The following is a 25848-nucleotide window of genomic DNA, read 5'->3' on the forward strand; positions in this document are numbered from 1 at the left end:
TAAAAACTTGTTTTAAGAGAGGAGAATTTAAAAATGATAAAAGTTGTGGCAAAAAGTTATGTTATGGAAGGTAAATTTGAAGAGTACATGAATTTATGCAAAAAGTTAGTTGAAAAAACGAGGGAAGAAGAAGGATGCATAAAATATGAGGTATATCAAGATGAAAAATGCTCTACAGTATTGACGATTATTGAAGAATGGGAAAGCAGGGAAGCCCTAGATAAGCATATGGTATCAGAGCATTTTAAAAGAATAGTTCCTATACTTGGTAAGTTTAGAGCAAAACAATCCGATGTAAATGTATACAATAAGGTGATTTAAAATTTTATCCAATCTTATATTGACATAAAAAGGTTAGATGATATAATTATAATAATATAGAATTTATCTATATTAAAGATATATTTGGGGGATAATATTATGAAAAATATCATTGGAAAGGGAATAAGCGGAAAATATTATTTTTATTTTAGCTGGGGCTACTTTTATTTTAGCGCTGGTTACTTGTTCTGCAAAATATTAGTTCCAATTTTCAATGAGTTTAATAAATCGAAATTTAATATGTGTAGAAATATTCTATACGTATAAGGTTATAAATTTCATTTACAAAATAAGACTCATTAGAGTCTTATTTTTTTATACAATATTATCCATTCTGATTTGTAGCTGCAGTAAGAACTCTATAGCGCGCAAAAGAGTTTTTAACTATATAAATCATATGTATTTCGTATACGATATTATAAATAATTAGGTATTATATAAAACTAAAAAATAATTTTAATTTATTAAAAAATTAAGGAGATGAAAAGCATGAATAAAAATATAATTTTAATAGGTAGTCCTGATTCTCACAAGGCTATTATAGGTAAAACTTTATCTAAAAGATTAGGATTAAAGTTTATTGATATGGATCAACATGTAATAAATAAAGATAGCAAATTTTCACCTGTTGAAATTTCAACGGCAGAATCAATTGAAAAATTAGTTAAGGGTAAATCATTAGTAATTTCTGCTGAAACAGATTTTATAAAAAATAATTTAAGTATAAAAGAATTAAGAGAAAATGGAGTTATAATTTTTATAGATAAATCTGTAGAAAATATTGTAGAAGATGAGAAACTGACCAACGATAGTAGACTTTCAAAAGATGAAGGCGGTAAACTTCGCGAACATTTTTCTGAGGAATATAAATTTTGTAGAAAATGTTGTGATTTACATTTAACTAATAATAATAATGTCGATGAAATTGTATACTATATTTCATCTATTTGTTCTTAATTTTTAGTATATTTAATAATTGATGTTATTTTGCAACTTTATCATTATATATTGATAAGAGAAATAGATGGATGATAATTTAAAAAATGGATATATTAGTACTCCAATAAAAAATAGCTTGAGTTAAAAGCTTTAAAACTCAAGCCATTTTTTTATTATTTTTTATAAAATAAGTGGTTATGAATATAACTGATTGTTAATATATAACGTAGATAAAACCATTAGATATGATTTAATTATCTAATGGTTTTGCTTAATTTTTTGACACAAAATATCCGCTGCATCATTGACTTGTTATTTTCATTTAGATGACTAACTTAGAGATATGGAAGTTGAAAAAGCACAATTTGATATATCTATATTTGATACTTTTATTATTTCATCGATAGCGTCATCAATATTACGGTTGTTTATTATTTGAAAATCACAATAATTTTTGTATAATTCATATCTTTCATCAAGAAGCTCGTATATTTTATGAACACCTTGTTTCAATAAAGGTCTATTTGAAGTTTTAAGGTCTGTTATAATATTTTCTACAGGTCTATCTAAGAATATTATATTTCCGGTTTTTCTTAAAGCCTTTATGTTATCAGGATTTTTAATTACTCCGCCACCTGTAGATATTACCAGTCCATTTTTTTTACTTAAACTAGTAACTGCTTCACTTTCAAGTTTTCTGAAATATGGTTCGCCCTTCTCAAATATTTCAGGAACAGTTTTTCCAGCACATTCTTCTATATAACAATCTACATCTATAAAGCCAATATTTAAAGTTTTAGCTAACAATTGACCAATAGTTGTTTTGCCAGAACCTGGCATTCCAATTAAAACTATATTTCTATCCAAATTACACATTATAATACCACCTAACTTTAATTTATTTTAATTTCATCATATATTTCATCAGCTAATTCATTTGGAATTTTTATTCCTCGCCAAATTTCCTGCGAAGCAACTGCTTGAGCAACTAGCATATATAAACCATTTACAGCTCTAAGGCCCATTTGCTTAGCTTGTTGTAAAAAAACTGTTTCAGAAGGATTATATATTAGATCTATTGCTGTGCTGAATTTGCTTAGAATATGAGTATCTACAGGACAATTATACATGTCAGGATACATACCACAAGGAGTACAATTTATAATTAAATCCTGGTTTTTTAATTTTTCTATTTCACTGTAGGATATTATTTTTAAATTACTAATATTACAATGGGTTTTAGGAGTTCGACTTACAAATATAATATCGTTGATATTATTATCCATAAGATACTGAACTACAGCTTTAGATGCCCCGCCAGTACCTAATATTACAGCATTTTTATTTTCGATATTTACATTTGCCTTTTTTAAACTTGCACCAAATCCATTGTAATCTGTATTATATCCTGTTAAAATTCCATTATTAAAACTTATTGTGTTAACTGCACCGATTTTTTCAGCTTCATGAGAAAGCTTATCAAGATATTGAATCACATCGACTTTATAGGGAATTGTTACGTTGACACCCATACACCCTAAGGCTTTCAAGCCGTCAATTGATGTTTTTAAGTCTGATTGCTTTAACTCAAATAAATTATACACTGCATTAGAATTAGTATTTTTTAATATTAGGCTGTGCAACTTGGGTGAAAAGCTATGTCCTAGTTTCAGCCCTATAAGTCCATAGAAATTACTCATATTTATATATTAACCTCCTTATATCAAGTTAATGTTTTAAGGTCATAGAAACTTAGTACTAAGTGTGTTCAAAGAGTATATATACTGAAATAATTGCACTATATAAGCACTATTATTTGATTTTAAACAGAATGCTAAATTATTTTAGTAAAAAGATATAAAAAAATAAGGCCCTTAATGAGCCTTGTTAACTAAATTAAATATATCTATGCTAATTGCACACTAAGGTTACCTTTAGAAATATATTTATATTTATTAAACTCATTAGAAAAAGCAGTAAGTATTTTTTTGCAATAAAAGTAGCTAGCGCTAAAATAAAAATAGCCCCAGTTAAAAAAGTAAAAATAAAAATTTTCGCTTATTCCTTTTCTAATGATATTATTCATCGATTTTTCCTCCTAATATGATATTTAAAAAAGTTTTGGATAATTTTCTGTTTGGTATAATGGATTTGTATTTAAAACCATTATACCAACTTTATATTTTATGTCAATAAAGAAAAGATATATATAATTTTTATAAGTTTCTTATAATATCAATGTTTTAATAGAGTTTATAAAATAGTGAATAAAAAATATTTTGCAATTTATATAATGCAATAAATTAGTTAATTTATTATACTGTAAAGCTTGCATTAAATAGATATGTATTTCTTTATATATACTAAAGTAAGTTATTTGATGCAAAGTAGTAGTAACTAATTAGTAACTTAAGTACTAAAAAGTGCTTTCTTGAATAGAATTTTCATGTAAATCTATAATATTCATATGAAGAAATTTTAATAAATATTTTATATTCAATCTTAGAAGTGTTTATATGTTTGAGGTACGAGTTTTAGGAGGTGTAAAGTAATGATAAAAGATTTAATATTAAAAAACAGAAGCTATAGAAGATTTTATCAGGATACTAATATAAGTTTAGAAGAGTTAAAGGAACTTATAGATCTTGCTAGGTTATCCTCTTCAGGAACTAATAAGCAGTCGCTTAAGTATATTCTGTCTAATGATTATGAAAAAAATGAAAAAGTATTTAAACAGCTTGGATGGGCTGGATATTTAAAAGACTGGAAAGGACCTGAAGAAGGAGAGAGGCCGAGTGCTTATATAATTATGCTCAATGATTTAAGTATTAGTCGAAATTACTTTTGGGATCATGGAATAGCAGCTCAAAGCATCCTTTTGGGGGCTACAGAAAAAGGACTAGGAGGATGCATGTTTGGTAATGTTAATAAAGAAAAATTAGCAGAAGAATTGCATATTGGCGATAATTATGAAATTATTATGGTAATTGCTTTGGGAAAAACAAAGGAAAATGTAGTATTGGAAGAACTACCACCCTCTGGTGATATTAAATATTGGAGAGATGAAAATTCTGTTCATCATGTTCCTAAAAGAGCACTAGAAGATATTATTTTAGATATTTAGTGTAAAATAATAAATTTCAATAAATAAACAAGGTATATAATTAATATGTGAAAAGGAGTGTTAAACAATGAAATTCAAATTTGATCACAATAACATTAATGTATTAGATCTTGAGAAGAGTGTAAACTTTTATAAGGAGGCATTAGGTTTTGAAGAAACTAGAAGATATCATGCACCAGATGGAAGTTTTACATTAGTTTTCTTAAAAGATGAAGGCAGTCAACATACTTTAGAGCTTACTTATCTTACAGATAGAAAAGAACCTTATAACTTAGGTGATAACGAGATACACATGGCTGTCACTACAGACGAATTTGATAAGGCCTATGAGCACCATAAAAATATGGGATGTATTTGTTATGAAAATAAAGGAATGGGACTTTATTTTATAGCAGACCCAGATGGATATTGGACAGAAATTCTGCCAAGAAAAAATGTAGTATAAATAAGGCTTGAGGTGGATTGAATTTTGAATAGAGTTAAAATAAATTATTTGTATCATTCAGGATTTACAGTAGAAACAAAATCAAGTCTACTAGTTTTTGATTATTTTAAGGATAGCAGTGACAACAAAAAAAGAAGCTTAGAAAATGGAGTCATCACTGAGGATGTGTTAAAAACGGAAAAGAATATTTTGGTTTTTTCCACACATTCACACTATGATCATTTTAACCCTTCAATATTATCATGGAGTAAAGTAAATCCCAAAATTAAATATATTTTAAGTAGCGATATACAAAAAACTGTGGATTTAGAATATTGTGTGCATATATCTGAGAATGAAAGTATAAGGATCCATAATGTAGATATAAAGGCTTATGGATCTACAGATGTTGGAATATCCATGCTTGTAAATGTAGATGGAATTTCAATATTTCATGCAGGTGATTTAAATTGGTGGCATTGGAAAGATGAAAGCGATGAGGATAACTTAGCAATGGAAAAAGCCTTTAAGGAAAAGGTGGAGAAATTATCTAATGAAAAGATAGACATAGCATTTTTCCCTGTGGATAGCAGACTGGAAGAATACTATGATCTTGGAGGAGAGTATTTTATAAAAAAAGTAAAACCAAAACTTTTCGTTCCAATGCACTTTGCCGATAATCCTGAGATAACTAAGAAATTTAAGGAAAAGATAAAAAGTAGCTCTACAGACATTGTAGAAATATACAGCAGAGGACAGGAAATCTTATTTTAAATAAGATTTCCATTCACTGCGAAGAATCCCATAAAGGTACATATCGTGCCTTTTGCCATCTCTGTGAACAAATTCTCTATATATCCCTTCTCTCTTAAAGCCAAGGCTTTCATAAAGCTTTATAGCTGGTGTATTATAGGAAAGTACATTAAGCTGAATTCTATGCAAATTTAATTCTTCAAATCCAAAATCCATGGTAAGCGATAAAGACTCTTTTCCGAGTCCTTTCCCTTTAAAAGAGTCATCTCCAATACCTATGTAGATAGTAGCAACACCATTATTCCATAATATATTTTCAAATCCTGTGACACCTATAAATTTATTTTCGGCTATAGTTCTAACTGCGAATATATATCTATCATTTGAAGTTCTTATAGCGGTAAGCATTGATAAAAGTTCTGATTGAGATTTAGGAAATGCTGCTACCATGTCATAATTTCTTAGAAAGTTTATATCATTATACCAATCTTCAAAGATATTTAAATCATTTTCCTTTAGTGATGTTAACCTTAGGTTATTTCCTTTAAGTAAATTACTTTTTAACATTTTTCCACCTCAACATTAAGTTTAAAACTTATATATACCCACTGACGACACTTAACTTATACTCCGGTATATGTTAAATGTCTAGTGTGGTTATCTATATTTTTGATTTTTATACAAAGACTACTTTATTATAAACTATAATCTTCTAACAGTTCAATGTTGATAGTATATTAATATAGTAGTATAAAGCGGATACTTGTTGCTAGTCTGTATCAAAGTTATAATAAAAGAAAGGTTATTATATGAAATATACTTTTTATTTTTAGAATTTAAATATAGTATAATTAATACAATATATTGCATAGAAAATATTTGTTTAGGAAAGGAGTTTCTATTGATATCATGAATAAAAGTATATGAATCAATAGAGAACTAATTATGATAAGTGTTACAAAATTATTATGTAATTCTCAAAATTTTGGAGACAAACTACGTTATGTTAAAGGAGCAGCGGAAGAAAAACATGGTGTTAGTCCAGGTAGAGGTCCAGTGGTTGTATGGAATTGTACAAAAACTTGTAATTTAAAATGTGTACATTGTTATGCAAATTCAGATTGTAATAAATACGAAGGAGAATTAAGTTTAACAGAAGCTAAAAGCTTTATTAATGATTTAGGTGAATTTAGAGTTCCAGTTATACTTTTTTCCGGAGGTGAACCACTTCTTAGAAATGATATATTTGAACTTATCGAACATTCAAGTAAAAATAGCATAAGAAGTACTATTTCTACGAATGGCACTCTAATAGATAAAGAGGTAAGCGAAAGTTTAAAAAAGTTAAATGTAGGATATGTTGGAGTAAGCTTAGATGGAATTGGATCAAGGCATGATGAATTCAGAAAAACAAAAGGAAGCTTTGATAAGGCATTAAGAGGAATCAGAAATTGCTTAGAAATAAACCAGAAGGTTGGACTAAGGTTTACGATAAATCAATATAATTATGATCAACTAGAAGATATATTTAGGCTTATTAAGGAAGAAAGAATACCAAGGGTGTGCTTTTATCATCTTGTTTACTCGGGAAGAGGAAGTGAAATGATGAAAGCAGACATATCAAAAGATGAGGCAAGGTCTGCAATGGATTTAATAATCGAAAAGACAATGGAACTTGGGAAAGACTACGAGATTTTAACTGTGGACAACCATGCAGATTCGGTATATATATATTTGCAAATGCAAAAAAGGAATCCAAAGCTTGCTGAAAAAGTATGGGATTTAATCAGCAAAAATGGAGGAAATAGATCTGGAATGGCTTTTGGCAATGTAGATTACTATGGCGAGGTTCATCCTGACCAATTTACATGGCAGTATACCTTCGGAAATGTTAAATATGAAAAATTTAGTAATATATGGAAGGATAGCGGTGATTCTATACTTGAAGGGCTAAGGAATAGGAAAACATTGTTAAAAGGAAGATGCAGCAGATGCAAATGGATTTCTGTGTGTAATGGGAATTTTAGGACACGAGCAGAAGCAGTTAGTGGAGATTTTTGGGATTCAGACCCAGCTTGTTATTTAACAGATACAGAAATAGGGATATAATATGAGATTAAGCAAAATTAAGGAGGACAGCAAATGATAGTATCATGGAATATTACCAATAAATGCAATATGTATTGCGACCATTGTTATAGAGATGCGGGGGAAAAAAATAGTGGAGAGCTTACTACAGAGGAAGGAAAAGCTCTTATAAGGGAAATTGCTAAGGCAGGGTTTAAAATAATGATCTTTTCAGGCGGAGAGCCGTTGGTAAGGGAAGACATATTTGAATTAATAAATTATGCAAGTGAACTAAAATTAAGGCCGGTTATAGGAACAAACGGTACACTAATCAGTCATGAAGTGGCAGTTAAATTAAAGGAAAGTGGTCTAAAAGCTGTAGGAATAAGCTTAGATAGTTTGGATAGAAACAAGCATGACAAATTTAGAAAGTATAAAAATGCTTGGAAGGATGCTTTGTATGGAATGAAAAATTGTAGAGATGTGGGTCTGCCATTTCAAATTCATACTACAGTTATGAGTTGGAATAAGGATGAGATTATTGATATAATAGACTTTACTGTTGCAATGGGTGGAGCAGCTCATTATCCGTTTTTTTTAGTACCTACAGGTAGGGGCGCTGATATTGCTGAGAAATCATTAGATAGAGATAAGTATGAAGAGATACTCAAGCTTATTATGGCAAAGCAGAAAGAAGTAAATATAGAGATAAAACCAACTTGTGCACCACAGTTTGTTAGAATTGCAAATGAATTAGATATAGAAACTAGATTTGCTAAAGGATGTATTGCTGGAAGAAGCTATTGCATTATAAGTCCTAAAGGAGATGTTCAACCTTGTGCTTACCTAAATAAAGTTGCAGGAAATGTAAGAGAAGCTTCTTTCAGTGAAATTTGGAAATACAGTGAGATTTTTAATGAGCTTAGAACATATAATTATGGAGAAAGTTGTGGAAGCTGTAAATACAAAAATTCTTGTGGGGGATGTAGAGCAAGGGCAGCTTATTATAATGGTGGCGACTATATGGCTGGAGACTCTATGTGTATATATGCTAAAAGTAAATAGGGTTGTAAGGGTGAAAGACAGTTTTTGTTCTTGAAGCCTATAAATTACCCATGGTTTATGATATGAATTTTAAGCAGTTTAATTAGAGGTGTTGAATGGATATTATAGATAGAAAGCTAATCAATTTAGTTCAAAATGGATTACCAATAGAATCACGGCCATTCTTAGCGTTGGCTGAAGAACTTAGTATAACTGAAAGAGAGGTTATTGAAAGGTTAGAAGCCTTAAAAAAGCATGGATATATAAGAAGAATAGGTGGAATTTTTGATTCAAAAAAGTTAGGATATGTTAGTACTTTATGTGCAATTAGCGTTCCAAAGGGAAAAGTAGAAGAAGTATCAAAAATAATTAACAGTTATGAGGAAGTAACCCATAATTATATTAGAGAGCATCATTATAATATGTGGTTTACACTAATAGCATCTTCAAAAGAAAGAATAGATACTATTATAGAGGATATAAAATTAAAGACCTCAATAAATGAATTACTGAACTTGCCTTCTATTAAATTATTTAAAATTAAAGCCACTTTTGATGTCACTGGGAGGTAATAAATGTTTGATATAATAGATAAAGCAATCATCAATAAACTTTCGGGGGATATTTCTTTAGTAGAAGAACCTTATAAGAAAATAGCAGAAGAGTTAGGAATAACAGAAAGGGAAGTATTGAATAGAATAAAAGAATTTCAAGATAAAGAAATAATTAGAAGAATAGGCGCAATTTTATATCACAGAGAAGTAGGGTATAAGTGGAATGCCATGGTAGTATGGGCAGTACCACAGGATTCTATAGAGAAGACTGCTAGTTTAATGTGTTCTTTTAAAGAAGTTACTCATTGCTATGAACGTCCTACTTGTAGTAGTTGGCCTTATAATATCTTTACAATGATACACGGAGAAAGTAAGAAACAGTGTGAAAGTATTGTAAAACAAATATATGAAAGAGTAAATTCCTATGATTATAAAATCTTATATAGTTTAAGGGAACTTAAAAAGAGCAGTAAAAAGTACTTTTGAGTAGTAAGATAATTTAAATTAGGAGGCTGTTGCGCTTATAGATAACTTTCTGTTTTGAAGTTCTTTATAATACAACAGCTCGTTTATTTATAACAATTCAATTTCTTTAGGTATTATTTTTTTATTAGAATTTCCAAATTTACTAGTTCCCCAAACTCCAACAAGTATCATTATTGAACCTACAATATGATAGTATTTAAAACCTTCATTCAATACAATCACACCTGCGGCAATAGATACTATTGTAGAAAGATTCGAAAATACCGTAGATTTAGAAGCCTCAATCTTGGACAGAGTAAAGTTTAATAGAAGAAAAGCAATAACTGAAGATATAATGCCTAAGTAAAAAATTGATATAATAAAATCTTTACTCTTAAGTGGTAAAAAATAGTTTTCAAGCGTGCCAAGAATTAAATGCTCTGAAATTGAGACTATATTAAAAAACAAAGCGCCTAAACCCATCATGAAATATGTTATTTCAATAGGTGTAAAACTTGAGGAAAGTTTTCTAGAGAGTATATTAAATATGGCAGCGGACATAACAGTAATTATAAGAAGTATAACTCCAAGAGAACTTGTATTTCCGGAACCTTTAGTATCCATAAAAGCGATAAAAGATACTCCAATTACTGAAAGAATTATAAAAGCTAACTGAGTAATAGAAAACTTTTCCTTAAGGAAATAGGATGCTAGAACTGTAACTATTATAGGAACAAGTGCAATCATAATTCCAGCAAATGACGAAGAAGAATTTTTAATCCCATAAGTTTCAAAAATAAAATATATTACTGGTTGCATTAAAGCAAGGAAAAATAAGTTTTTTATAGATTTATTCTTATAATTTACAGTAATAACTTTAAAAATTATAAGCAAAGACATTATCGTAAAAGCAGTTAAAAATCTAAAAGAAAGCAATGAAAAAGGAGAAGCTATGTCTAAAGCTTTTTTAGAGAATAAAAAACTCAATCCAAATATGATAGATGTTGTAGTCGCAGATGCATAAGGAAGTATATTTTTATTGTAATTCATAAGAATCCTCCATTTTGATTGATGTAATACTTTCATAAAAAGAAGTCTAAGAATTTTCACTTACTAATTAATATAATACAATTATAATTATATATCATATAATTGCAATAAGAATTTCATTTATTCATAAATAAGTTTTTTCTATATTGATTTATAAGACAATTTATGATAAATTGTCCTTAGAAATTGATAGTAACTAAATATAAATTTACATTATAAGAGAAACAACTATCATTTGTTTCTCTATTTTATTTAAAGGGGATAGAGGGAATTTTATGTTTGAACTTAAGAAAGATAAAAAGATATATGTAGTAACAAATAGAAAACTTATAAAAGAAGATAACATTTACAATGTAATAGAAGCATGTGCTAAAAAAGGTACTGATGCTGTAATTTTGAGAGAAAAAGATTTAGAGTATGATGATCTTAGAAAATTAGCTGAAGGCATTAAAATTATAACTGAAAAATATAATATTTTGTTAATTATAAATGGAAATATAAATGTGGCTGTAGACATAGAAGCAGATGGCTTCCATACTGGTTTTAATAGTTTTAAAGATATGGTAAAAAATAATATATTAAATTTTAAGATTGAGGCTAGTAAAGTACAAAAGAAGTTTCTTTATGGAGTTTCAGTTCATAGTATAAATGAAGGTATTGAAGCAGAAAAGCTTCAAGCAGATTACTTAATAGCCGGCAATGTATTTGAAACAGATTGTAAGCCTGGGTTAAAGGGCAGAGGGTTAGAATTTATAGAAGATTTAAGTAGAAATGTGAACATACCTGTTATAGCTATAGGAGGCATAAATCATAGCAATATAGAAGAAATTTTAAATTCTGGAGCTGAAGGCGCTGCAGTGATGTCTTATGCAATGAAAATTACCACAGAAAATAAGTAGTTTATATAAAAAATATTAAAGAAAATGAATGCTGTGAAAAGAAATTATTTCAAGACCTAGAAGATAGAGAAAAGGAAATACATAAGATAATGGGGCTATGAGGAATAATAGAATAAATAATATTAAAAAATTAATTTTATAATGTAACCTTTAAACTGTTGATATAATATCATATATTAGTTTGAATAGATAACTTATTACAAATGGATTAGTAAACTAATTAAAAAATTATTAAAAAGGTGTTGACTTATATCTATACACTAGTTATAATAAAGAACATAAAGTTGAATCTTCAGAAAAGCGATGACAGGGAGAGTAAATATAATCAAGATTTAAAGCGAGTTCGGAATGGTGAGAGCCGAATATGAAGTTTATATTGAAGAACACCCTAGAGTGCTAACCGAAATATTAAAAAGTAGGCTTAGACGTAGTGTCCAACGTTACAAGGACTAGGTATCGATAAAAATGGTAAATGTTTTGTTATCTGTACCGATAAGAGATAGCTAAAAGCTAATTTAGGGTGGCACCACGGAATATATCCGTCCCTATACCGAGAGGTATAGGGACGTTTTTTATTTGTGTAAACTGCAATATACAAAGCCATTTTGAAAAACACTCTTATCTACAAAATAACATATTTAACTAAACTTTACTGTCATACCTACTGAGAGAGCTTAAGGCTAATTTGGGTGGCACCACGGATATGTATTCGTCCCTATATCTATAAAGGATATGGAGGCGAATTTTTTATTTCTAAAAATGGCAATATAAACATAATTACAAAGAATTTTAGTTGAAAAATTCTATCTTATATTAATTTATATCTAACAAATTTAGGAGGTAAAGTTATGGAAAAGGTACAAGAAAGATTATATGTAGAACAAGTTAAGGAAATGGATGTAGAAGAGGTCTTAGTAAAGGGATGGGTTCATAAAATAATTGATTTTGGAAAGTTTGGATTTATACACTTAAGAGATAAAACTGGTATACTTCAGTTAGTAGTAGATAAAGAAGTGTTAAAAGGCTTAAGACTTGAAATGAGTATAGAAGTTATTGGAACTAAAGTTGTTAACGAAAAGGCTCCAGGTGGAGTGGAAATACAGGTTAAAGGATTAGAGGTAATAGGAAATACCTATTATGAAATGTTACCAATACCAGTTAACGAATATAAAAAGAAAGCACATTTAGAAACTCAATTAGATTATAGATATATAAGCTTAAGAAACCCAAAGACAAGAGCAGCTTTTAAGGTTCAGCAGGAAATAGTTACAGCTTTTAGAGAGTATTTATTAGCTAATAACTTTTCGGAAATTCATACACCAAAGATTCTAGGTGCAAGTACTGAGGGGGGTTCTGAAGTATTTACTATAAACTATTTTGAAAAGAGAGCATTTTTGGCTCAAAGTCCACAGTTCTTTAAGCAAATGATGGTAGGAGCAGGATTTGAAAAGGTATTTGAAATAGCTCCAGCATATAGAGCAGAACTTCACAACACTTACAGACATTTAAATGAATATATAAGTCTTGATTTAGAAATGGGATTCATAAAAGATGAAAATGACATTATGGATTTAGAGGAAGGTTTTATAAGACACTTATTCCAGCATTTAAGAAAGACTTGTCAAAAAGAATTGGCAATGTACGATGTAAGCCTTCCAGAAAAAGTTGAAATTCCAAGAATACCATTAGCAGAAGCGCACAGAATACTTTTAGAGGAATATGGTAAAAGATCTCCAGTAGGAAATATTGATGCTGAAGGAGAAGAACTTTTCTCAAAATATATAAAAGAAAAATATGATAGTGATTTTGTATTTTTAACAGCTTATCCAATTAAAAAGAGACCTATGTATGCTATGCCGGATGAAGATGGAATGACAAAGAGCTTTGACCTTATATATAAAGGACTTGAAATAACTACTGGAGGTCAAAGAATACACGATTATGAAATGTTAAAAGAAAATATAAAGAAATTTGGATTTAACCCAGAGGATTATGGTTTCTATTTAGAAAGCTTTAGATATGGAATGCCACCACACGGTGGATTGGCTATAGGACTTGAAAGAATTACAATGAAAATTCTTAACCTAAGCAATATAAGAGAAGCTACATTACTTCCAAGAGATATGAAGAGATTAGAACCTTAGGATATTTTTAAAAAGTTGAGGCTGTTGCACTAAGAAATTTATATACATCATATTGCTTTGTAAGTTTGAAATTAGAACAATGTATTGTAGTAATTATTCTTAATGCGACACCTCCAAGGTATTAGAAAGTATATTGATTTAGAAATAGGAGGAGTTAAAGATGATAAGCATTGATGAGGTTAAATATATTGCAAAGCTTGCAAAACTTAAGGTTACTGACGACGAAGCAGAAAAAATGGCTAAAGATTTCGAAGGAATATTAGGACATTTTGCATCTATAGATAAATTTGATTTAAGCGGTGTAGATTTGAATAAATATGATGAGGGATTAAAATCCTTTGTTAGAGAAGATGAAGTAAAAGTTTATGAAGAGAAGAAAAAATTATTCCAGAATGTTAAAAGCATGAGAGACGTTTACGTTGAAGTTCCAAAGATAATAGAATAATTAAAGTGGAATTAAGGTTCTTTAAACTGTTAAAATGCCTTAATTCTCACTCTAATTTAAAATCAGGAGGTTGTAAATATGGAAATACAAGCTATGACAGCTTTTGAAATAAAAAAAGGTATAGAAGAAAGAAAATTTACTTCAGAAGAAATAGTAAAAAAGCTTTTCGAAAGAATAAAAGAAGTAGATCCAAAGGTAGAAGCATATATTACTCTTTGTGAAGAAGAAGCTATAAAATCTGCTAAAGCAGTAGATGAAAAAGTTAGAAAAGGAGAAAAGCTTGGAAGATTTGCAGGAGTACCTATTGCAATTAAAGATAACATATGTACAGATGGAATAAAAACTACTTGTGCATCAAAAATGCTGGAAGACTTTATTCCTCCATATGATGCTACTGTAATTGAAAAGTTAAAGACAGAAGATGCAGTTATTATAGGAAAAACTAATATGGATGAGTTTGCCATGGGATCTTCTACAGAAAACTCAGCTTTTATGAAAACTAAAAATCCATGGGATTTAAAAAGAGTTCCTGGTGGATCTTCAGGTGGATCTGCTGCAGTAGTAGCAGCTGGAATTGCTCCAGTATCACTAGGTTCTGATACAGGTGGTTCAATTCGTCAACCAGCAGCATTTTGTGGAGTAGTTGGATTAAAGCCAACTTACGGATTAATATCCAGATTTGGACTTGTAGCTTTTGCATCATCTCTTGATCAAATAGGACCTTTCGGAAAAACAGTTGAAGATTGTGCAATGACACTAGAAGTTATAGCAGGTTATGATAAAATGGATAGCACTAGTTCAAGAGAAGAAGTTGAAACAGATTATTTAAATGCATTAGATGGAAGTGTTAAAGGATTAAAGGTAGGAGTACCTAAGGAGTTCTTTGGAAAAGGCTTAAATGGAGAAATAAAAGCTTCTCTGGAAAAGGTTATGGAAAAGCTTAAAGAAATGGGTGCAATCGTTGAAGAAACTACTATGCCTATAACAGAAGAGGGACTTTCTTCTTATTATATAATATCTTCAGCAGAAGCTAGCTCAAACTTAGACAGATATGATGGAATAAGATATGGATACAGAGCAAAGGATTATGAATCTGTTGATGATTTAATGGCACAAACAAGAACGGAAGGTTTTGGAAAAGAAGTTAAGAGAAGAATTATGCTTGGAACATATGCATTATCTTCTGGTTACTATGATGCTTATTATAATAGAGCTCAAAAGCTTAGAAAAGAAATAAGAAGACAGTTTAAAGAAACTCTTGAAAAATATGATTTGATATTAAGTCCGACTTCACCTGTGCTTCCATTCTTAAGTGGAGAAAAGAGTGAAAATCCTATGGAAATGTATCTTGCAGATATATACACTGTAAATATCAATTTGGCTGGAGTTCCAGCGTTATCTCTTCCTTGTGGATTTAGCAAAGAAGGGCTTCCAATAGGAATTCAAATTATAGGACCTCATTTTGGAGAAAAGAAAATATTAAAAGCTGCTTATGCACTTGAAAAAGAACTAAAAGTAGAGACTTTAGCTATAAAGTAAGCAGAAGGGAGTAAATATTATGAGTTATGAAACAACAATTGGTTTGGAAATACACGCTGAGTTAAATACAAAGACAAAAATATTTTGCAACTGTTCTACTAAGTTTGGCTCTGAACCAAACAGTAATACATGTCCAGTATGTTTAGGATTACCAGGAACATTACCTGTTTTAAATGAAGAGGTAGTTAACTTAGCTATAAAGGCAGGTAAGGTTTTAAACTGTAAAATAAATAAATTAAATAAAATGGATAGAAAAAATTATTTTTATCCAGACCTTACAAAAGCTTACCAAATTTCTCAGTTCGATTTACCAATCTGCAGCGGAGGATATGTTGAGTTTGAGCTTGATGGAGTTAAAAAGAAAGTAAGATTAAATAGAATACACATAGAAGAAGATCCAGCAAAACTTGTTCATTTGGAAGATGAACCATTCTCTTTAATAGATTATAACCGTGCAGGAGTACCACTAGCAGAAATAGTTACGGAGCCAGATATCCACTCACCAGCGGAAGCAGTAGCTTTTCTTAAGACTTTAAAATCCTTACTAGAATATGCAGAAGTTTCAGACTGTAGAATGGATCAAGGATCTATGAGATGTGATGCTAACATTTCTATGAAACCAGTAGGACAGGAAGCATTAAATACTAAAGTAGAAATTAAGAATATAAACTCCTTTAAAGAAGTTCAAAAAGCATTAGAGAAGGAACAGAAAAGACAACAAGAGCTTTATAATTTTGGAGAAGGGGATAAAATAAAGCAGGAGACTAGAAGATGGGATAGTGGAAAGGGAAGAACTATTCCTATGAGATCTAAGGAAGATGCTGATGATTACAGATACTTCCCAGATCCAGATTTGGTTCCTATAGTTTTAGAAGATAGTCAAATAGATAGAATAGAAGATACTATTCCAGAATTACCACCGGAGAAGAAAAAGAGATTTGCAGAACAGTTTAAGCTTACAGAAAAAGAAGTGGATATTTTGGTTTCAGATAAAGCTTTAAGTCATTTTTATGAAGATGTTGTAAATTTAGGAGGAGATCCTAAATTTACTGCAAACTGGATTTTAGGAGATGTGCTTAGAGTATTAAAGGAAAAAGAAATAGAAGCTAGTGATATGACATTAAAACCGGAAATGCTTTGCAAGCTTATAAAGCTCATAGGAGAAGGAAAAATAAGTACAACAGCAGGAAAAGAAGTATTTATTGAAATGTTTGAAAGTGGAAAAGATCCAGAAGAAGTAGTAAAGGAAAAAGGACTTGCGCAAATAAGTTCATCTGATGTATTAGAAAAAATAGTAGGTGAAGTCTTAGCTGCAAATCCTAAATCTATAGAAGACTATAAAAATGGAAAACTTCAGGCTGCTGGATTCTTAATGGGGCAGGTAATGAAGGCTAGTAAAGGTCAGGCAAACCCAGCAGTAGCTAAGGAACTTATAGCAGCAAAATTAAAAGAGTTCTAATATATATAATAAATTAAAATTTATAATAAGAGGCTGTTATACCATATAGATAACCACACCAGGAAGTAGACTTATACGCAGAAATGTGTTTCCAAAGCTGTAAGCACATATAAAAACTTTTTATAGTGCAGAAGCTTGGAAACACATTCCGAAGTGTAAGTCTACTTTCGGCTGTAGATATCTATAAGTGTGACAGGCCTCTTTTATGTTTTCTAATCTTATTAACTATAATTTAGCTTGACTTAATGCATCTTGAACTGCTTCAATAATTCCTCTACTACTAAAGGTAGCTCCTGATACTGTGTCTACTGAAGTGGATTGAGCTGAAATTATTTCATCTGGTATTATATTTTCAACTCGTTGGTAAAATCTTGGTGTATCTTCATTTGATACTGTTTCAATGCCAGTAATTTTGCCATTTTTAATTGTAACTGCAATTTTAGTTGTACCACCTCTAAAACCGGTACCTGTTCCTGTGTAAGTTCCATCCTTATAATTATGTGAAGTAGCTGAGGTATTATTTGTAGTATTAGTATTTGAATTTTCGCTTGATACAGTACTGCTTACAGCTATATTAGTAGATGAGGCTAAACCACTTTTTAGCAATACTGTTCCTGCCAAGTTGTTAGCAGCATAAATTCCTGTAAATGCAGCTATTGCAACTGAACTTGCTAGTGATGGATTAATATTTTCACCAAGTACATTTGCTTGGGTATTTTTTCTAGGGCATGTTTCAACACACTTCATACAATTGATACAATCTCCACCACATACACTGTTAACCTTATAAAGTGGCAATCCCATTGAACAGTTGTTTGTACATAATTTACATTTACCGCATTTGTCATTAGGCTTTTTAATTTTAAATATGCTTATTTTTGAAAATAACGTAAATACAGCACCTAAGGGACACAAATATCTACAGAAAAATCTTTCAACAAAGAAAGCTCCTATTGATATTAAAACTAAAAGTATGAGCCCAATAGTATAGTTTGATATTACTTGAGATAAGTCAGTTATCTGTGCAAAAGCATCCCAAGGACTGGCACTTTGAAAAATTTGGTTTCCCATTGTCCAGGCAAGGACTACAATTAGTAATAGAATTATATATTTTACATATTTAAGTACAGCATCTATTTCTTTATTTACTTTAAAATTAATTTTAAAAACATTTTTAGAAACTAAGTGGAGTAAATCATTAAATGCTCCAAAAGCGCAAATCCAGCCGCAGAAAAATCTACCAAATACAATAGTTATAAGAATAACTGTTGTGAACTCAACTAAAGTAGGAAAGGCTTGAATAAAGTGAAAGTTACCTTTAATAATCATTTCATATATCTTTTTTAATTCATCTAAGGCTAATATAAATAGTCCTGGTGATATAAATAATGAAATTATTTGTATAATGTGTCTAAATATTTGTATTTTCTTTATCTTCTTTTCCATTTTTATAGCTCCTTTTATGCAAAATATTAGTTATAAACATACTCGTTATTAGTAAGTATAAAATTATTTCTCATACCTGATGTAACATGAATTTCTTTATTATTGTTTATAAATATTGCATCTACTCCTTTTATTGATTCTATTAAATCAATGGCTTTAGGAAGTCCCATAATGTAGATGCCGGTAGATAGCCCATCTCCATCAATAGAGTAATCAGATATTATTGTGGCACTTAAGATGTCACTCTCAGAAGGATAGCCAGTACTTGGATTTATTATATGATGAAATATTTTATCATCCTGGATAAAATATCTCTCATAACCTCCAGAAGTAACAACAGACTTATTAATAATATTTATAATTCCAACAAATTGTCCACGAGATTTTAAAGGATCTTGAATTCCAATACGCCAAGGTAATCCATTTACATTCTTACCAAGAGCAAAGATATTTCCACCAAGATCAATGATGGCATTTTTAATGTTATGCTTTACTAAAATATTCTTAGCTTCATCAGCGGCAAATCCTTTAGCAATACCTCCAAGATCAATTTGCTGTTCTTTATTCCTTAAAAATACAGACTTGGTATCTTCGTGTAAAACTATATCTTTATAATTTACGAGTTTAATCTTTTTGGTAAGTTCATTGCTTTCAGGGATTTGTGAATTGTCTTTACCAATACCCCATAATTCAACTAGAGGCCTTATCGTTATGTCAAAGGCTCCTCCAGAAATGGAGCAATATTCCACTGCTTTTTTGATTAAAAAATAAGTATCCTTGCTAACTACTTGAGATTCTTCTCCAGCTGATGTATTTATCTTTGAGACTTCACTATAACCTTTAAACACCGACATTTTATTATCTATTTCATTAAGTTTATCAATTACTTCTTCAATAGCTTTTTCAGCTTTTGAACCATATGCCTTTAATTGAACTATAGTACCAAGAGAATAAGAGTCTCTAACAATAGAATAGTTCTTATTATCGCTAGTAATAAATATTGAGATTAAAATAATAGACAGTAGTGCTATCATTGCAAATAATACAGCTTTAATTGTAAATAACATAATGAATGCTCACCTCCACAGAAAATATGATTTAACAATTAGTTACTGTAACAATTTATATTTTATATGACTAACCTTAATATTACTTTAGAATTAGCTGAGAGTTTACTGAGAAAAATGTAAATAAATTATAACCATACTCTATTTTAATTTATAAAATGTGTGATAATATGAGTATATATAAATGGCGAGGAAAACCAAGGAATAGGAATATAGATGTGTATTGATAGGACATAATAATCATATCAAAGGTTAAAGCTGACGTTTGTTAAGGAAGGGAGTCTTTAATTAAAAATGTTAACAAATAATATAAATGAAAATAGTCAAGAGGAAATTATATATAATAGAAGATGGATAATTTTGGTTGTAGTCTTACTTGGAACTCTGATGGCAACATTGGATAGCAGTATAGTAAATGTAGCACTCCCTTATATGGCATCGGAACTCTCTGTTGGACTAGATACTATACAGTGGGTCGTAACTAGCTACTTAATCGTTATATCTGCTTTTGTACTGATTTTTGGAAGAATTGCAGATATTATAGGAAAAAGTTTAGTATATCAATACGGGTTTTTATTATTTACCTTTGGATCATTATTATGTGGAATATCAAAGACTGTAGGATTTTTAGTTATTTCTAGAATTATTCAAGCTGTTGGTGCAGCTATGACTATGTCATCAAATCAAGGAATAATTGCAGCTACATTTCCTCAAAATGAAAGAGGAAGAGCCTTAGGACTTTCGGCTACTACAGTTGCTGTAGGTACAATGCTTGGGCCTCCTATAGGTGGAATTATGGTAGAACTGTTTAGTTGGCAATCTATATTTCTAATTAATATTCCAATTGGTATATTAGGGTATTTAGCAGGGAGAAAAGTATTACCAAGAGAAGAAAAAAGGTTGGGAGATACTAGTTTCGATATGAAAGGAGCAGTAGTATTTATAATTTTTATAGTGTCTCTGTTCTGGGCAATGTTAAGTGGTGAAAAATTAGGCTGGAGCAATCATTTAATTTTCTCTAGTGCAGCAATAAGTTTAATTTCTATGGTTTTGTTCTATTTTATAGAAAAGAATACAACTCGACCTATGTTAGAATTTAGTATGTTTGAGAATAAACTCTTTGACTTAAGCATATTTTGCGCATTTGTTTCTTTCGTAGCAATATTTTGTAATAATATAATCCAACCTTTTTATCTTGAGTATATTATGAACATCAACCCAGCAAAAGCGGGAATGCTTATGATGATTTTTCCAATAAGTGCAGGTTCTATAGCTCCTGTGAGTGGATATCTTTCAGATAAAATAGGAAGTGAAATTCTTACTATTTTGGGTCTGTTTTTTACAACTACAGGTCTTATATTAGTAGGATTTTTAAATACAAACTCCACATATTTTGATATAGTAATTAGAGTTGCGATATTAGGCTTAGGTAATGGATTATTTCAGTCACCTAACAATGCAATTGTAATGTCGCTTGTACCACGTGATAAACTAGGAATAGCAGGTAGCATTAATGCGTTAGTAAGAAATATGGGAATGGTCTTTGGAATAGCTTTTTCCGTAGCTTTGCTTTACAACAGAATGAGTGCTAAGATAGGATATAGAGTGACCAGCTTCGTAACTGGAAGACATGATGTATTCATATATGCTATGCGTGTAGTGTATATGGCTGCAGCCTCAATTTGTGCTGTCGGCATGATTCTAACTGTTGTTAGAATGATTAAGAGATCTAGAGTTAATGACTAACCATGGACAACACTTAATTTATACTATGAGAATTGTCGGTAATAATCGGAAGATGAAAACATATTTCTAGAGGACAAAGGACAGTGAAGGTAAGTTTTCTTCCTTACGTCAGAAATCTAATTTATTTTTTTAGGCTTGTTTTGTGAGTGTAAAACATCGCTTATTCAAATATTCAGAAAGTAGAAGTTTCTTTTAAATTAAAGATTTTTCGTAGTGCAGCGGAGAAAAATCCTCCTTCACTGTCCTATGTCCTCTAAAAAATATTTAATTTGTGTTAACTGTTACCAATAAATATTTTTTATAAGTTAAATATCTGGTTTGGGTATTTATAACAACTAACTTCAGAAACAAATTTATACAATTTACATATAAACAGCAGACATGAAAATAGCGAATTTATATACTTATTTAATAGAAATAACTTCTCCATTTGTTATTTCCACCAAGACCTTTGGTGTAAGTTTGAAAACAGCATTTGGGGTTCCAGCAGCTGCCCAGATTTCTTCATATTGCATTAAGTCATTATCAATTAATGTAGCAATAGGATTTTTATGTCCAATTGGTGGAATACCGCCTATTGCGAATCCTGTATGTTCCAATACAAAGTCTGCATTTGCTTTTTCTAATTTTTCACCTATATGTTCCTTAATCGATTTTTCATTAACTCTGTTGGTGCCACTTGCTATAATCAATATGGGCCTTTTAGAAGTTTTGCCTTTAAAAATTAATGACTTAGCTATTTGGCTAACTGTACAGCCTATAGTATTAGCTGCTTCTTGTGCAGTACGAGTAGAATCAGATAACTCCATTACGTCAAGCTCAAGTCCAAACTTATTGAGTGCAATTTGAACCTTTTCTGCGCTCTTTTTTAAATTAGATGACATAAAAATACCTCCTTAGCTTTAGCTACTATTTTTTATTAGAATATTGTAGTAAATATATAAATATTGCTGTATAATATATTATACACTTAGTCATTATAACATACAATAGGTGGAGGAAATTATATGAAAGATTTTAGTTTAATAATAGGAAAAAATTTGAATAATATAAGAAAACAAAAGAATTTAAGTCTGGATAAGGTTAGTGAACTTACTGGAGTGAGCAAAGGTATGTTAGCGCAAATAGAAAAAGGGGTTTCAAATCCAACTGTAACTACCTTATGGAAAATTGCTACAGGTTTAAATGTTTCCTTTTCTTATTTTATGGAAGAAGAGGATAAAGAAATTATGTACATTTGTCATGAGGATGTTAAACCAATAATAGAGAATGATAAAAAAATGAAAGTATATCCACTTTTCTCTTATGACAGTACAAGAAGGTTTGAAGTGTTCTCTATTGAACTAGAGCCGGGGTGTAACCATCAATCATCCCCACATAATGAAGGTACTGAAGAGTACATCATTGTTACAAAGGGGCAAATGGATGTAGCGATAGGAGAAACAACATACAACTTATCTTGTGGAGATGCAATAAGATATTTTGCAAATAAATCTCATTGTTATAGAAATGTGACAGATGATATAGTGAATTTTCAACATATAATTTATTATTTTAAATAGATTACTTTAATTCAGAATTGATTAAGACAGATGAGGGAATAAAATAAAAGTAGACTTATCCTTTGGATGAGTCTACTTTATTACTTATAAGCAAATATTAATGATTAGGTTCAAAGCTGTATTTTTTAAATATATCTTTAGCTTCATCTGAATTTAGGTATTCTAAAAACTTTTTAGCTTCTTCTTTATTTTTGCTAGAGGATAAAACAGCTTCTGGATATACTATAGGGCTATGTAAGCTTTCATCAAAGGTTTGAGCTATAAAACAATTTTTTAAGTTTACAGTATCAGACTTGTAAACTATACCTGCGGCAGCCTCACCTTTTTCTACATAAGTAGCAACTTGAGTTACATCTTTTCCGTATACTATTTTTGGATTAATTTTATCCCAAATGTTTAATTTAGTAAGAGAATCCTTAGCATATTGTCCTGCAGGAACAGAAGCAGGTTCTCCCACAGCTATTTTCACATTATTATTTAATACATCATTAATTGTTTTAATTTTGTCTTTAGAATCATTGGAAACTATTAAAACAAGTTGATTCTTTAATAAATCATTTTTAGTATCTTTATCTATTAAATTTTTACTAACTAAGTCATTCATTTGTTTTGCACCTGCTGAAATGAAAACATCAACAGAGGCACCTTGTTCAATTTGTTTTTGTAGTGTTCCAGAAGAAGCAAAATTATAGGTTAACTTTGTACCATTTTTTTGTTCATACTTAGATTTAATTTCGGTTAAAGCATCTTTTAAGCTAGCAGCTGCGGAAATAGTAATGTTTTTTTCAGTAGTTTTTGTGTTTTCGGCTGGTTTTTGTCCACAACTTGTAAAAGAAAATAATGTAAAAACTGCTAAAGCTGAAATTAGAATTTTTTTCAATGTAAATTCCCCCTTAAATTAATAATTTTTAAGATTTAAAAATTTAACTTGATTATAGAATTTTATAAGTATTCAATAGAAAACTATCTCATGTGTATGAGTGTATTTCTAAAAGTGGTTGAAGATATTATTCGGCATACTAAGAGTTAATGGTATCTTCAGAAGAACAAATTAAGCCCTAGAAACAGAATTTTTTATTTACATAATAAAATTATTCAATGGAGTGTCTGAATTTAAAATACTACCAGACTGTATATTTATTATTCTATCTCCTAATAGTCGAGCTTCTTCTGGATTATGAGTAACTAATATAATATCGATTTTCCATAGCTTTTTTAGCTGAAGAAACTCTTTATATACTATATTTTTTGTATTTACATCTAACGCTGAAAAAGGTTCGTCTAAAAGCAAAATATCAGGTTTTATTGCCAAAGCTCTTGCTAGGGCTACACGCTGTTTTTCACCGCCAGATATTTGGTTAGGGTATCTATCGCCAAGATGACAAATTTTAAATACATTCATAAGATAGTCGACATAGTCTGAATCTTTTAATTTTTTACATTTAATTCCAAAGAAGATATTTTCTTTTATATTCATATTAGGAAATAAAGCATAGTTTTGAAACACATACCCTACATTTCTGTCTTTAATTTTTATATCTATATTATTTTCAGATGAAAATATAGATTTATTATTTATCATTATATCACCTTTATCTGGTGACTTTATTCCAGATATGCAATCTAAAATTGTTGTCTTACCCGAACCAGAGGGACCCTGAATAACAAGGGTTTCCTTATCAATCGAAAAATCAATACTTAAATTAAAATAATGCATTTTTTTAAATATTTTAATATCAACCATTTTTTTCCCCCTAGCTAATTATCATTTTGTTTCTTCATCCACATATTTAAACTATAGATCAGAGTAAAACTAAATACTAATACAATAGCAAAAAGTATATTTGCGGTTTTATTATCTCCACCTTCTACTGCAAAATATATGGCTAATGGAATAGTTTGAGTTTTACCAGGAATATTACCAGCTATCATAAGAGTGGCCCCAAATTCTCCTAAAGCTCTTGCAAAAGAAAGAACTATTCCACTTAATACTCCAGGCCAAGAAAGTGGGAGAGTAATTCTAAAAAAAATTCTTATTTCACTAGCACCTAGTGTCCTTGCTGTGTTTTCATAAGTTTTATCAATATTAAGAAATGCAGCTTTGCAACTTTGATACATTAAAGGTAGTGAAACTATGAATGAAGCAATACAGGCAGCTCCGAGAGTAAATATCAAACTAATGTCAAAAAATTTATATAGGAAACCACCTAAAAAGCTACGTTTACCCAATAAAATTAACAGGCCATATCCTGTTACAGAAGGTGGAAGCACCATTGGCAAAATTATCATGGCTTCTAATATATTTTTGCCTTTAAAATTATATTTTGTAATGAATCTTGCTAAGGCAATTCCAATTATTAATGTAAAAATTGTAGAAATAAATGAAACTTTTAAAGATATAATTATAGGGCTTAATATCATGTAAATTACCTACTTCTGTATAAATTTGTTTTTAACACAATATAAGACAAGCTTATACGTTTAGTTTAACTTAATATATATCTTGTGTAAATAATACCTTAATTATAAAAAACGTTCAAAAAATGCTCGGTGTTCAAAAATGAAACAATAACTTGAATAAGTTCAGTCTTATGATTGAGTTAATTATTAGAATTAAAAAAATAGAAACATACTGCGTATAGTATGGGTAGAATAATCAGAAAAGGTTCTAGTAAATAGAACTTTGTTATCAGAAGGTAAATCCAGAGTAAGTTAAAGAAAATACAAGGAGAGAGTAAGATATTTAAGATATAAATTTTCTATAGAGAATAAAACAAGAAAGACAAGTTTTATTCTCTAT

General features: G+C 29.8%; 28 protein-coding genes and 1 other annotated feature. Of the genes, 17 read left to right on the top strand and 11 right to left on the bottom strand.

The window, feature by feature from the left end:
• The first annotated feature begins 33 nt into the window (after positions 1-33).
• The 3 genes from I6U48_RS08375 to I6U48_RS08385 all read left to right on the top strand — a co-directional run bounded on the left by I6U48_RS08375 (position 34) and on the right by I6U48_RS08385 (position 1278).
• A complete protein-coding gene (locus I6U48_RS08375; protein WP_218319961.1) occupies positions 34-321 on the top strand; it encodes a putative quinol monooxygenase in 288 nt (95 codons plus the stop codon).
• A 99-nt stretch (positions 322-420) separates the two neighbouring features.
• Positions 421-588, top strand: coding sequence for a hypothetical protein (locus tag I6U48_RS08380; protein WP_218319962.1), 168 nt, complete (start codon positions 421-423; stop codon positions 586-588).
• A 222-nt stretch (positions 589-810) separates the two neighbouring features.
• On the top strand, positions 811-1278 hold the full coding sequence (locus tag I6U48_RS08385; RefSeq protein WP_218319963.1) for a shikimate kinase: 468 nt from the start codon (positions 811-813) through the stop codon (positions 1276-1278).
• A gap of 312 nt (positions 1279-1590) precedes the next feature.
• On the opposite strand, the gene I6U48_RS08390 is transcribed toward I6U48_RS08385, so the two are convergent.
• The 3 genes from I6U48_RS08390 to I6U48_RS08400 all read right to left on the bottom strand — a co-directional run bounded on the left by I6U48_RS08390 (position 1591) and on the right by I6U48_RS08400 (position 3346).
• Complete coding sequence (locus I6U48_RS08390; RefSeq protein WP_218319964.1) at positions 1591-2136, bottom strand: shikimate kinase; 546 nt, start codon at positions 2134-2136, stop codon at positions 1591-1593.
• Between the two features lie 17 nt (positions 2137-2153).
• Positions 2154-2960, bottom strand: a complete 807-nt coding sequence (aroE, locus tag I6U48_RS08395) for a shikimate dehydrogenase (RefSeq protein WP_218319965.1) — start codon at positions 2958-2960, stop codon at positions 2154-2156.
• Positions 2961-3166: 206 nt separating this feature from the next.
• On the bottom strand, positions 3167-3346 hold the full coding sequence (locus tag I6U48_RS08400; RefSeq protein WP_218319966.1) for a hypothetical protein: 180 nt from the start codon (positions 3344-3346) through the stop codon (positions 3167-3169).
• 465 nt (positions 3347-3811) lie between these two features.
• On the opposite strand from I6U48_RS08400, the gene I6U48_RS08405 reads away from it, so the two are divergent.
• From I6U48_RS08405 to I6U48_RS08415, 3 genes are all read left to right on the top strand, one after another.
• Positions 3812-4384 (top strand): nitroreductase family protein, encoded by a 573-nt coding sequence (locus tag I6U48_RS08405; protein WP_218319967.1) that lies wholly within the window; start codon positions 3812-3814, stop codon positions 4382-4384.
• 67 nt (positions 4385-4451) lie between these two features.
• Complete coding sequence (locus I6U48_RS08410) at positions 4452-4829, top strand: VOC family protein (protein WP_218319968.1); 378 nt, start codon at positions 4452-4454, stop codon at positions 4827-4829.
• Between the two features lie 24 nt (positions 4830-4853).
• Positions 4854-5582, top strand: a complete 729-nt coding sequence (locus tag I6U48_RS08415; RefSeq protein WP_218319969.1) for an MBL fold metallo-hydrolase — start codon at positions 4854-4856, stop codon at positions 5580-5582.
• On the opposite strand, the gene I6U48_RS08420 is transcribed toward I6U48_RS08415, so the two are convergent.
• Positions 5574-6128, bottom strand: a complete 555-nt coding sequence (locus I6U48_RS08420; protein ID WP_218319970.1) for a GNAT family N-acetyltransferase — start codon at positions 6126-6128, stop codon at positions 5574-5576. The genes I6U48_RS08415 and I6U48_RS08420 overlap by 9 nt on opposite strands.
• Before the next feature lie 378 nt (positions 6129-6506).
• On the opposite strand from I6U48_RS08420, the gene nirJ1 reads away from it, so the two are divergent.
• From nirJ1 to ahbB, 4 genes are all read left to right on the top strand, one after another.
• Positions 6507-7670, top strand: coding sequence for a putative heme d1 biosynthesis radical SAM protein NirJ1 (gene nirJ1, locus I6U48_RS08425; protein ID WP_218319971.1), 1164 nt, complete (start codon positions 6507-6509; stop codon positions 7668-7670).
• A 33-nt stretch (positions 7671-7703) separates the two neighbouring features.
• Positions 7704-8693, top strand: a complete 990-nt coding sequence (gene nirJ2 / locus I6U48_RS08430; protein WP_218319972.1) for a putative heme d1 biosynthesis radical SAM protein NirJ2 — start codon at positions 7704-7706, stop codon at positions 8691-8693.
• Between the two features lie 95 nt (positions 8694-8788).
• Positions 8789-9244 carry a siroheme decarboxylase subunit alpha gene (gene ahbA, locus I6U48_RS08435; protein ID WP_218319973.1) on the top strand — a complete coding sequence of 152 codons (456 nt, stop codon included), beginning with the start codon at positions 8789-8791 and terminating at the stop codon, positions 9242-9244.
• Between the two features lie 3 nt (positions 9245-9247).
• Positions 9248-9712 (top strand): siroheme decarboxylase subunit beta, encoded by a 465-nt coding sequence (ahbB, locus tag I6U48_RS08440; RefSeq protein WP_218319974.1) that lies wholly within the window; start codon positions 9248-9250, stop codon positions 9710-9712.
• 87 nt (positions 9713-9799) lie between these two features.
• On the opposite strand, the gene I6U48_RS08445 is transcribed toward ahbB, so the two are convergent.
• A complete protein-coding gene (locus I6U48_RS08445; RefSeq protein ID WP_218319975.1) occupies positions 9800-10741 on the bottom strand; it encodes a DMT family transporter in 942 nt (313 codons plus the stop codon).
• Positions 10742-11016: 275 nt separating this feature from the next.
• Between I6U48_RS08445 and I6U48_RS08450 the strand changes: the two genes are divergently transcribed.
• The 5 genes from I6U48_RS08450 to gatB all read left to right on the top strand — a co-directional run bounded on the left by I6U48_RS08450 (position 11017) and on the right by gatB (position 17227).
• The gene (locus I6U48_RS08450; RefSeq protein ID WP_218319976.1) at positions 11017-11640 is read left to right on the top strand and encodes a thiamine phosphate synthase; all 624 of its coding nucleotides are present in this window, start codon (positions 11017-11019) and stop codon (positions 11638-11640) included.
• 294 nt (positions 11641-11934) lie between these two features.
• Positions 11935-12190: a binding site (T-box leader), on the top strand.
• 298 nt (positions 12191-12488) lie between these two features.
• Positions 12489-13784 (top strand): aspartate--tRNA(Asn) ligase, encoded by a 1296-nt coding sequence (aspS, locus tag I6U48_RS08455; RefSeq protein WP_218319977.1) that lies wholly within the window; start codon positions 12489-12491, stop codon positions 13782-13784.
• Between the two features lie 160 nt (positions 13785-13944).
• Positions 13945-14229 (top strand): Asp-tRNA(Asn)/Glu-tRNA(Gln) amidotransferase subunit GatC, encoded by a 285-nt coding sequence (gene gatC, locus I6U48_RS08460; RefSeq protein WP_218319978.1) that lies wholly within the window; start codon positions 13945-13947, stop codon positions 14227-14229.
• A 78-nt stretch (positions 14230-14307) separates the two neighbouring features.
• Positions 14308-15768, top strand: a complete 1461-nt coding sequence (gatA, locus tag I6U48_RS08465; RefSeq protein ID WP_218319979.1) for an Asp-tRNA(Asn)/Glu-tRNA(Gln) amidotransferase subunit GatA — start codon at positions 14308-14310, stop codon at positions 15766-15768.
• A gap of 19 nt (positions 15769-15787) precedes the next feature.
• Positions 15788-17227 carry an Asp-tRNA(Asn)/Glu-tRNA(Gln) amidotransferase subunit GatB gene (gene gatB, locus I6U48_RS08470; protein ID WP_218319980.1) on the top strand — a complete coding sequence of 480 codons (1440 nt, stop codon included), beginning with the start codon at positions 15788-15790 and terminating at the stop codon, positions 17225-17227.
• 225 nt (positions 17228-17452) lie between these two features.
• On the opposite strand, the gene I6U48_RS08475 is transcribed toward gatB, so the two are convergent.
• Positions 17453-18673, bottom strand: a complete 1221-nt coding sequence (locus I6U48_RS08475) for a 4Fe-4S binding protein (protein ID WP_218319981.1) — start codon at positions 18671-18673, stop codon at positions 17453-17455.
• A gap of 26 nt (positions 18674-18699) precedes the next feature.
• Positions 18700-19740, bottom strand: a complete 1041-nt coding sequence (locus I6U48_RS08480) for an FAD:protein FMN transferase (RefSeq protein WP_218319982.1) — start codon at positions 19738-19740, stop codon at positions 18700-18702.
• A gap of 294 nt (positions 19741-20034) precedes the next feature.
• On the opposite strand from I6U48_RS08480, the gene I6U48_RS08485 reads away from it, so the two are divergent.
• A complete protein-coding gene (locus tag I6U48_RS08485; RefSeq protein WP_218319983.1) occupies positions 20035-21486 on the top strand; it encodes an MFS transporter in 1452 nt (483 codons plus the stop codon).
• A gap of 404 nt (positions 21487-21890) precedes the next feature.
• On the opposite strand, the gene I6U48_RS08490 is transcribed toward I6U48_RS08485, so the two are convergent.
• Positions 21891-22370 (bottom strand): YbaK/EbsC family protein, encoded by a 480-nt coding sequence (locus I6U48_RS08490; protein WP_218319984.1) that lies wholly within the window; start codon positions 22368-22370, stop codon positions 21891-21893.
• A gap of 123 nt (positions 22371-22493) precedes the next feature.
• Between I6U48_RS08490 and I6U48_RS08495 the strand changes: the two genes are divergently transcribed.
• Positions 22494-23048, top strand: coding sequence for a helix-turn-helix domain-containing protein (locus I6U48_RS08495; RefSeq protein ID WP_218319985.1), 555 nt, complete (start codon positions 22494-22496; stop codon positions 23046-23048).
• A gap of 97 nt (positions 23049-23145) precedes the next feature.
• Here I6U48_RS08495 and modA read toward each other — a convergent pair whose 3' ends face one another.
• From modA to modB, 3 genes are all read right to left on the bottom strand, one after another.
• Positions 23146-23928: a molybdate ABC transporter substrate-binding protein gene (gene modA, locus I6U48_RS08500; protein ID WP_218319986.1), complete on the bottom strand. Its 783-nt coding sequence runs from the start codon at positions 23926-23928 to the stop codon at positions 23146-23148.
• A gap of 198 nt (positions 23929-24126) precedes the next feature.
• Entirely contained in the window at positions 24127-24792 is a 666-nt protein-coding gene (locus I6U48_RS08505) for an ATP-binding cassette domain-containing protein (protein WP_218319987.1), read from the bottom strand.
• Positions 24793-24806: 14 nt separating this feature from the next.
• Positions 24807-25469, bottom strand: a complete 663-nt coding sequence (gene modB / locus I6U48_RS08510; RefSeq protein WP_218319988.1) for a molybdate ABC transporter permease subunit — start codon at positions 25467-25469, stop codon at positions 24807-24809.
• Between the last annotated feature and the right edge of the window lie 379 nt (positions 25470-25848).

Source organism: Clostridium thailandense (assembly GCF_019207025.1).
GTDB classification, from domain to species: Bacteria; Bacillota; Clostridia; order Clostridiales; family Clostridiaceae; genus Clostridium_AM; species Clostridium_AM thailandense.

Excerpts from the sequence above, each read along its gene's own strand:
- aspS (WP_218319977.1), top strand. The coding sequence starts at position 12,489 with ATGGAAAAGGTACAAGAAAGATTATATGTAGAACAAGTTAAGGAAATG.
- I6U48_RS08480 (WP_218319982.1), bottom strand. The coding sequence starts at position 19,740 with ATGTTATTTACAATTAAAGCTGTATTATTTGCAATGATAGCACTACTG.
- nirJ2 (WP_218319972.1), top strand. The coding sequence starts at position 7,704 with ATGATAGTATCATGGAATATTACCAATAAATGCAATATGTATTGCGAC.
- I6U48_RS08405 (WP_218319967.1), top strand. The coding sequence starts at position 3,812 with ATGATAAAAGATTTAATATTAAAAAACAGAAGCTATAGAAGATTTTAT.
- I6U48_RS08400 (WP_218319966.1), bottom strand. The coding sequence starts at position 3,346 with ATGAATAATATCATTAGAAAAGGAATAAGCGAAAATTTTTATTTTTAC.
- ahbA (WP_218319973.1), top strand. The coding sequence starts at position 8,789 with ATGGATATTATAGATAGAAAGCTAATCAATTTAGTTCAAAATGGATTA.
- gatB (WP_218319980.1), top strand. The coding sequence starts at position 15,788 with ATGAGTTATGAAACAACAATTGGTTTGGAAATACACGCTGAGTTAAAT.
- I6U48_RS08495 (WP_218319985.1), top strand. The coding sequence starts at position 22,494 with ATGAAAGATTTTAGTTTAATAATAGGAAAAAATTTGAATAATATAAGA.
- aroE (WP_218319965.1), bottom strand. The coding sequence starts at position 2,960 with ATGAGTAATTTCTATGGACTTATAGGGCTGAAACTAGGACATAGCTTT.
- I6U48_RS08375 (WP_218319961.1), top strand. The coding sequence starts at position 34 with ATGATAAAAGTTGTGGCAAAAAGTTATGTTATGGAAGGTAAATTTGAA.
- I6U48_RS08450 (WP_218319976.1), top strand. The coding sequence starts at position 11,017 with ATGTTTGAACTTAAGAAAGATAAAAAGATATATGTAGTAACAAATAGA.
- I6U48_RS08380 (WP_218319962.1), top strand. The coding sequence starts at position 421 with ATGAAAAATATCATTGGAAAGGGAATAAGCGGAAAATATTATTTTTAT.
- I6U48_RS08485 (WP_218319983.1), top strand. The coding sequence starts at position 20,035 with ATGTTAACAAATAATATAAATGAAAATAGTCAAGAGGAAATTATATAT.
- I6U48_RS08385 (WP_218319963.1), top strand. The coding sequence starts at position 811 with ATGAATAAAAATATAATTTTAATAGGTAGTCCTGATTCTCACAAGGCT.
- I6U48_RS08410 (WP_218319968.1), top strand. The coding sequence starts at position 4,452 with ATGAAATTCAAATTTGATCACAATAACATTAATGTATTAGATCTTGAG.
- I6U48_RS08390 (WP_218319964.1), bottom strand. The coding sequence starts at position 2,136 with ATGTGTAATTTGGATAGAAATATAGTTTTAATTGGAATGCCAGGTTCT.
- gatA (WP_218319979.1), top strand. The coding sequence starts at position 14,308 with ATGGAAATACAAGCTATGACAGCTTTTGAAATAAAAAAAGGTATAGAA.
- modB (WP_218319988.1), bottom strand. The coding sequence starts at position 25,469 with ATGATATTAAGCCCTATAATTATATCTTTAAAAGTTTCATTTATTTCT.
- I6U48_RS08505 (WP_218319987.1), bottom strand. The coding sequence starts at position 24,792 with ATGGTTGATATTAAAATATTTAAAAAAATGCATTATTTTAATTTAAGT.
- I6U48_RS08490 (WP_218319984.1), bottom strand. The coding sequence starts at position 22,370 with ATGTCATCTAATTTAAAAAAGAGCGCAGAAAAGGTTCAAATTGCACTC.
- ahbB (WP_218319974.1), top strand. The coding sequence starts at position 9,248 with ATGTTTGATATAATAGATAAAGCAATCATCAATAAACTTTCGGGGGAT.
- I6U48_RS08475 (WP_218319981.1), bottom strand. The coding sequence starts at position 18,673 with ATGGAAAAGAAGATAAAGAAAATACAAATATTTAGACACATTATACAA.
- I6U48_RS08445 (WP_218319975.1), bottom strand. The coding sequence starts at position 10,741 with ATGAATTACAATAAAAATATACTTCCTTATGCATCTGCGACTACAACA.
- gatC (WP_218319978.1), top strand. The coding sequence starts at position 13,945 with ATGATAAGCATTGATGAGGTTAAATATATTGCAAAGCTTGCAAAACTT.
- I6U48_RS08420 (WP_218319970.1), bottom strand. The coding sequence starts at position 6,128 with ATGTTAAAAAGTAATTTACTTAAAGGAAATAACCTAAGGTTAACATCA.
- nirJ1 (WP_218319971.1), top strand. The coding sequence starts at position 6,507 with ATGATAAGTGTTACAAAATTATTATGTAATTCTCAAAATTTTGGAGAC.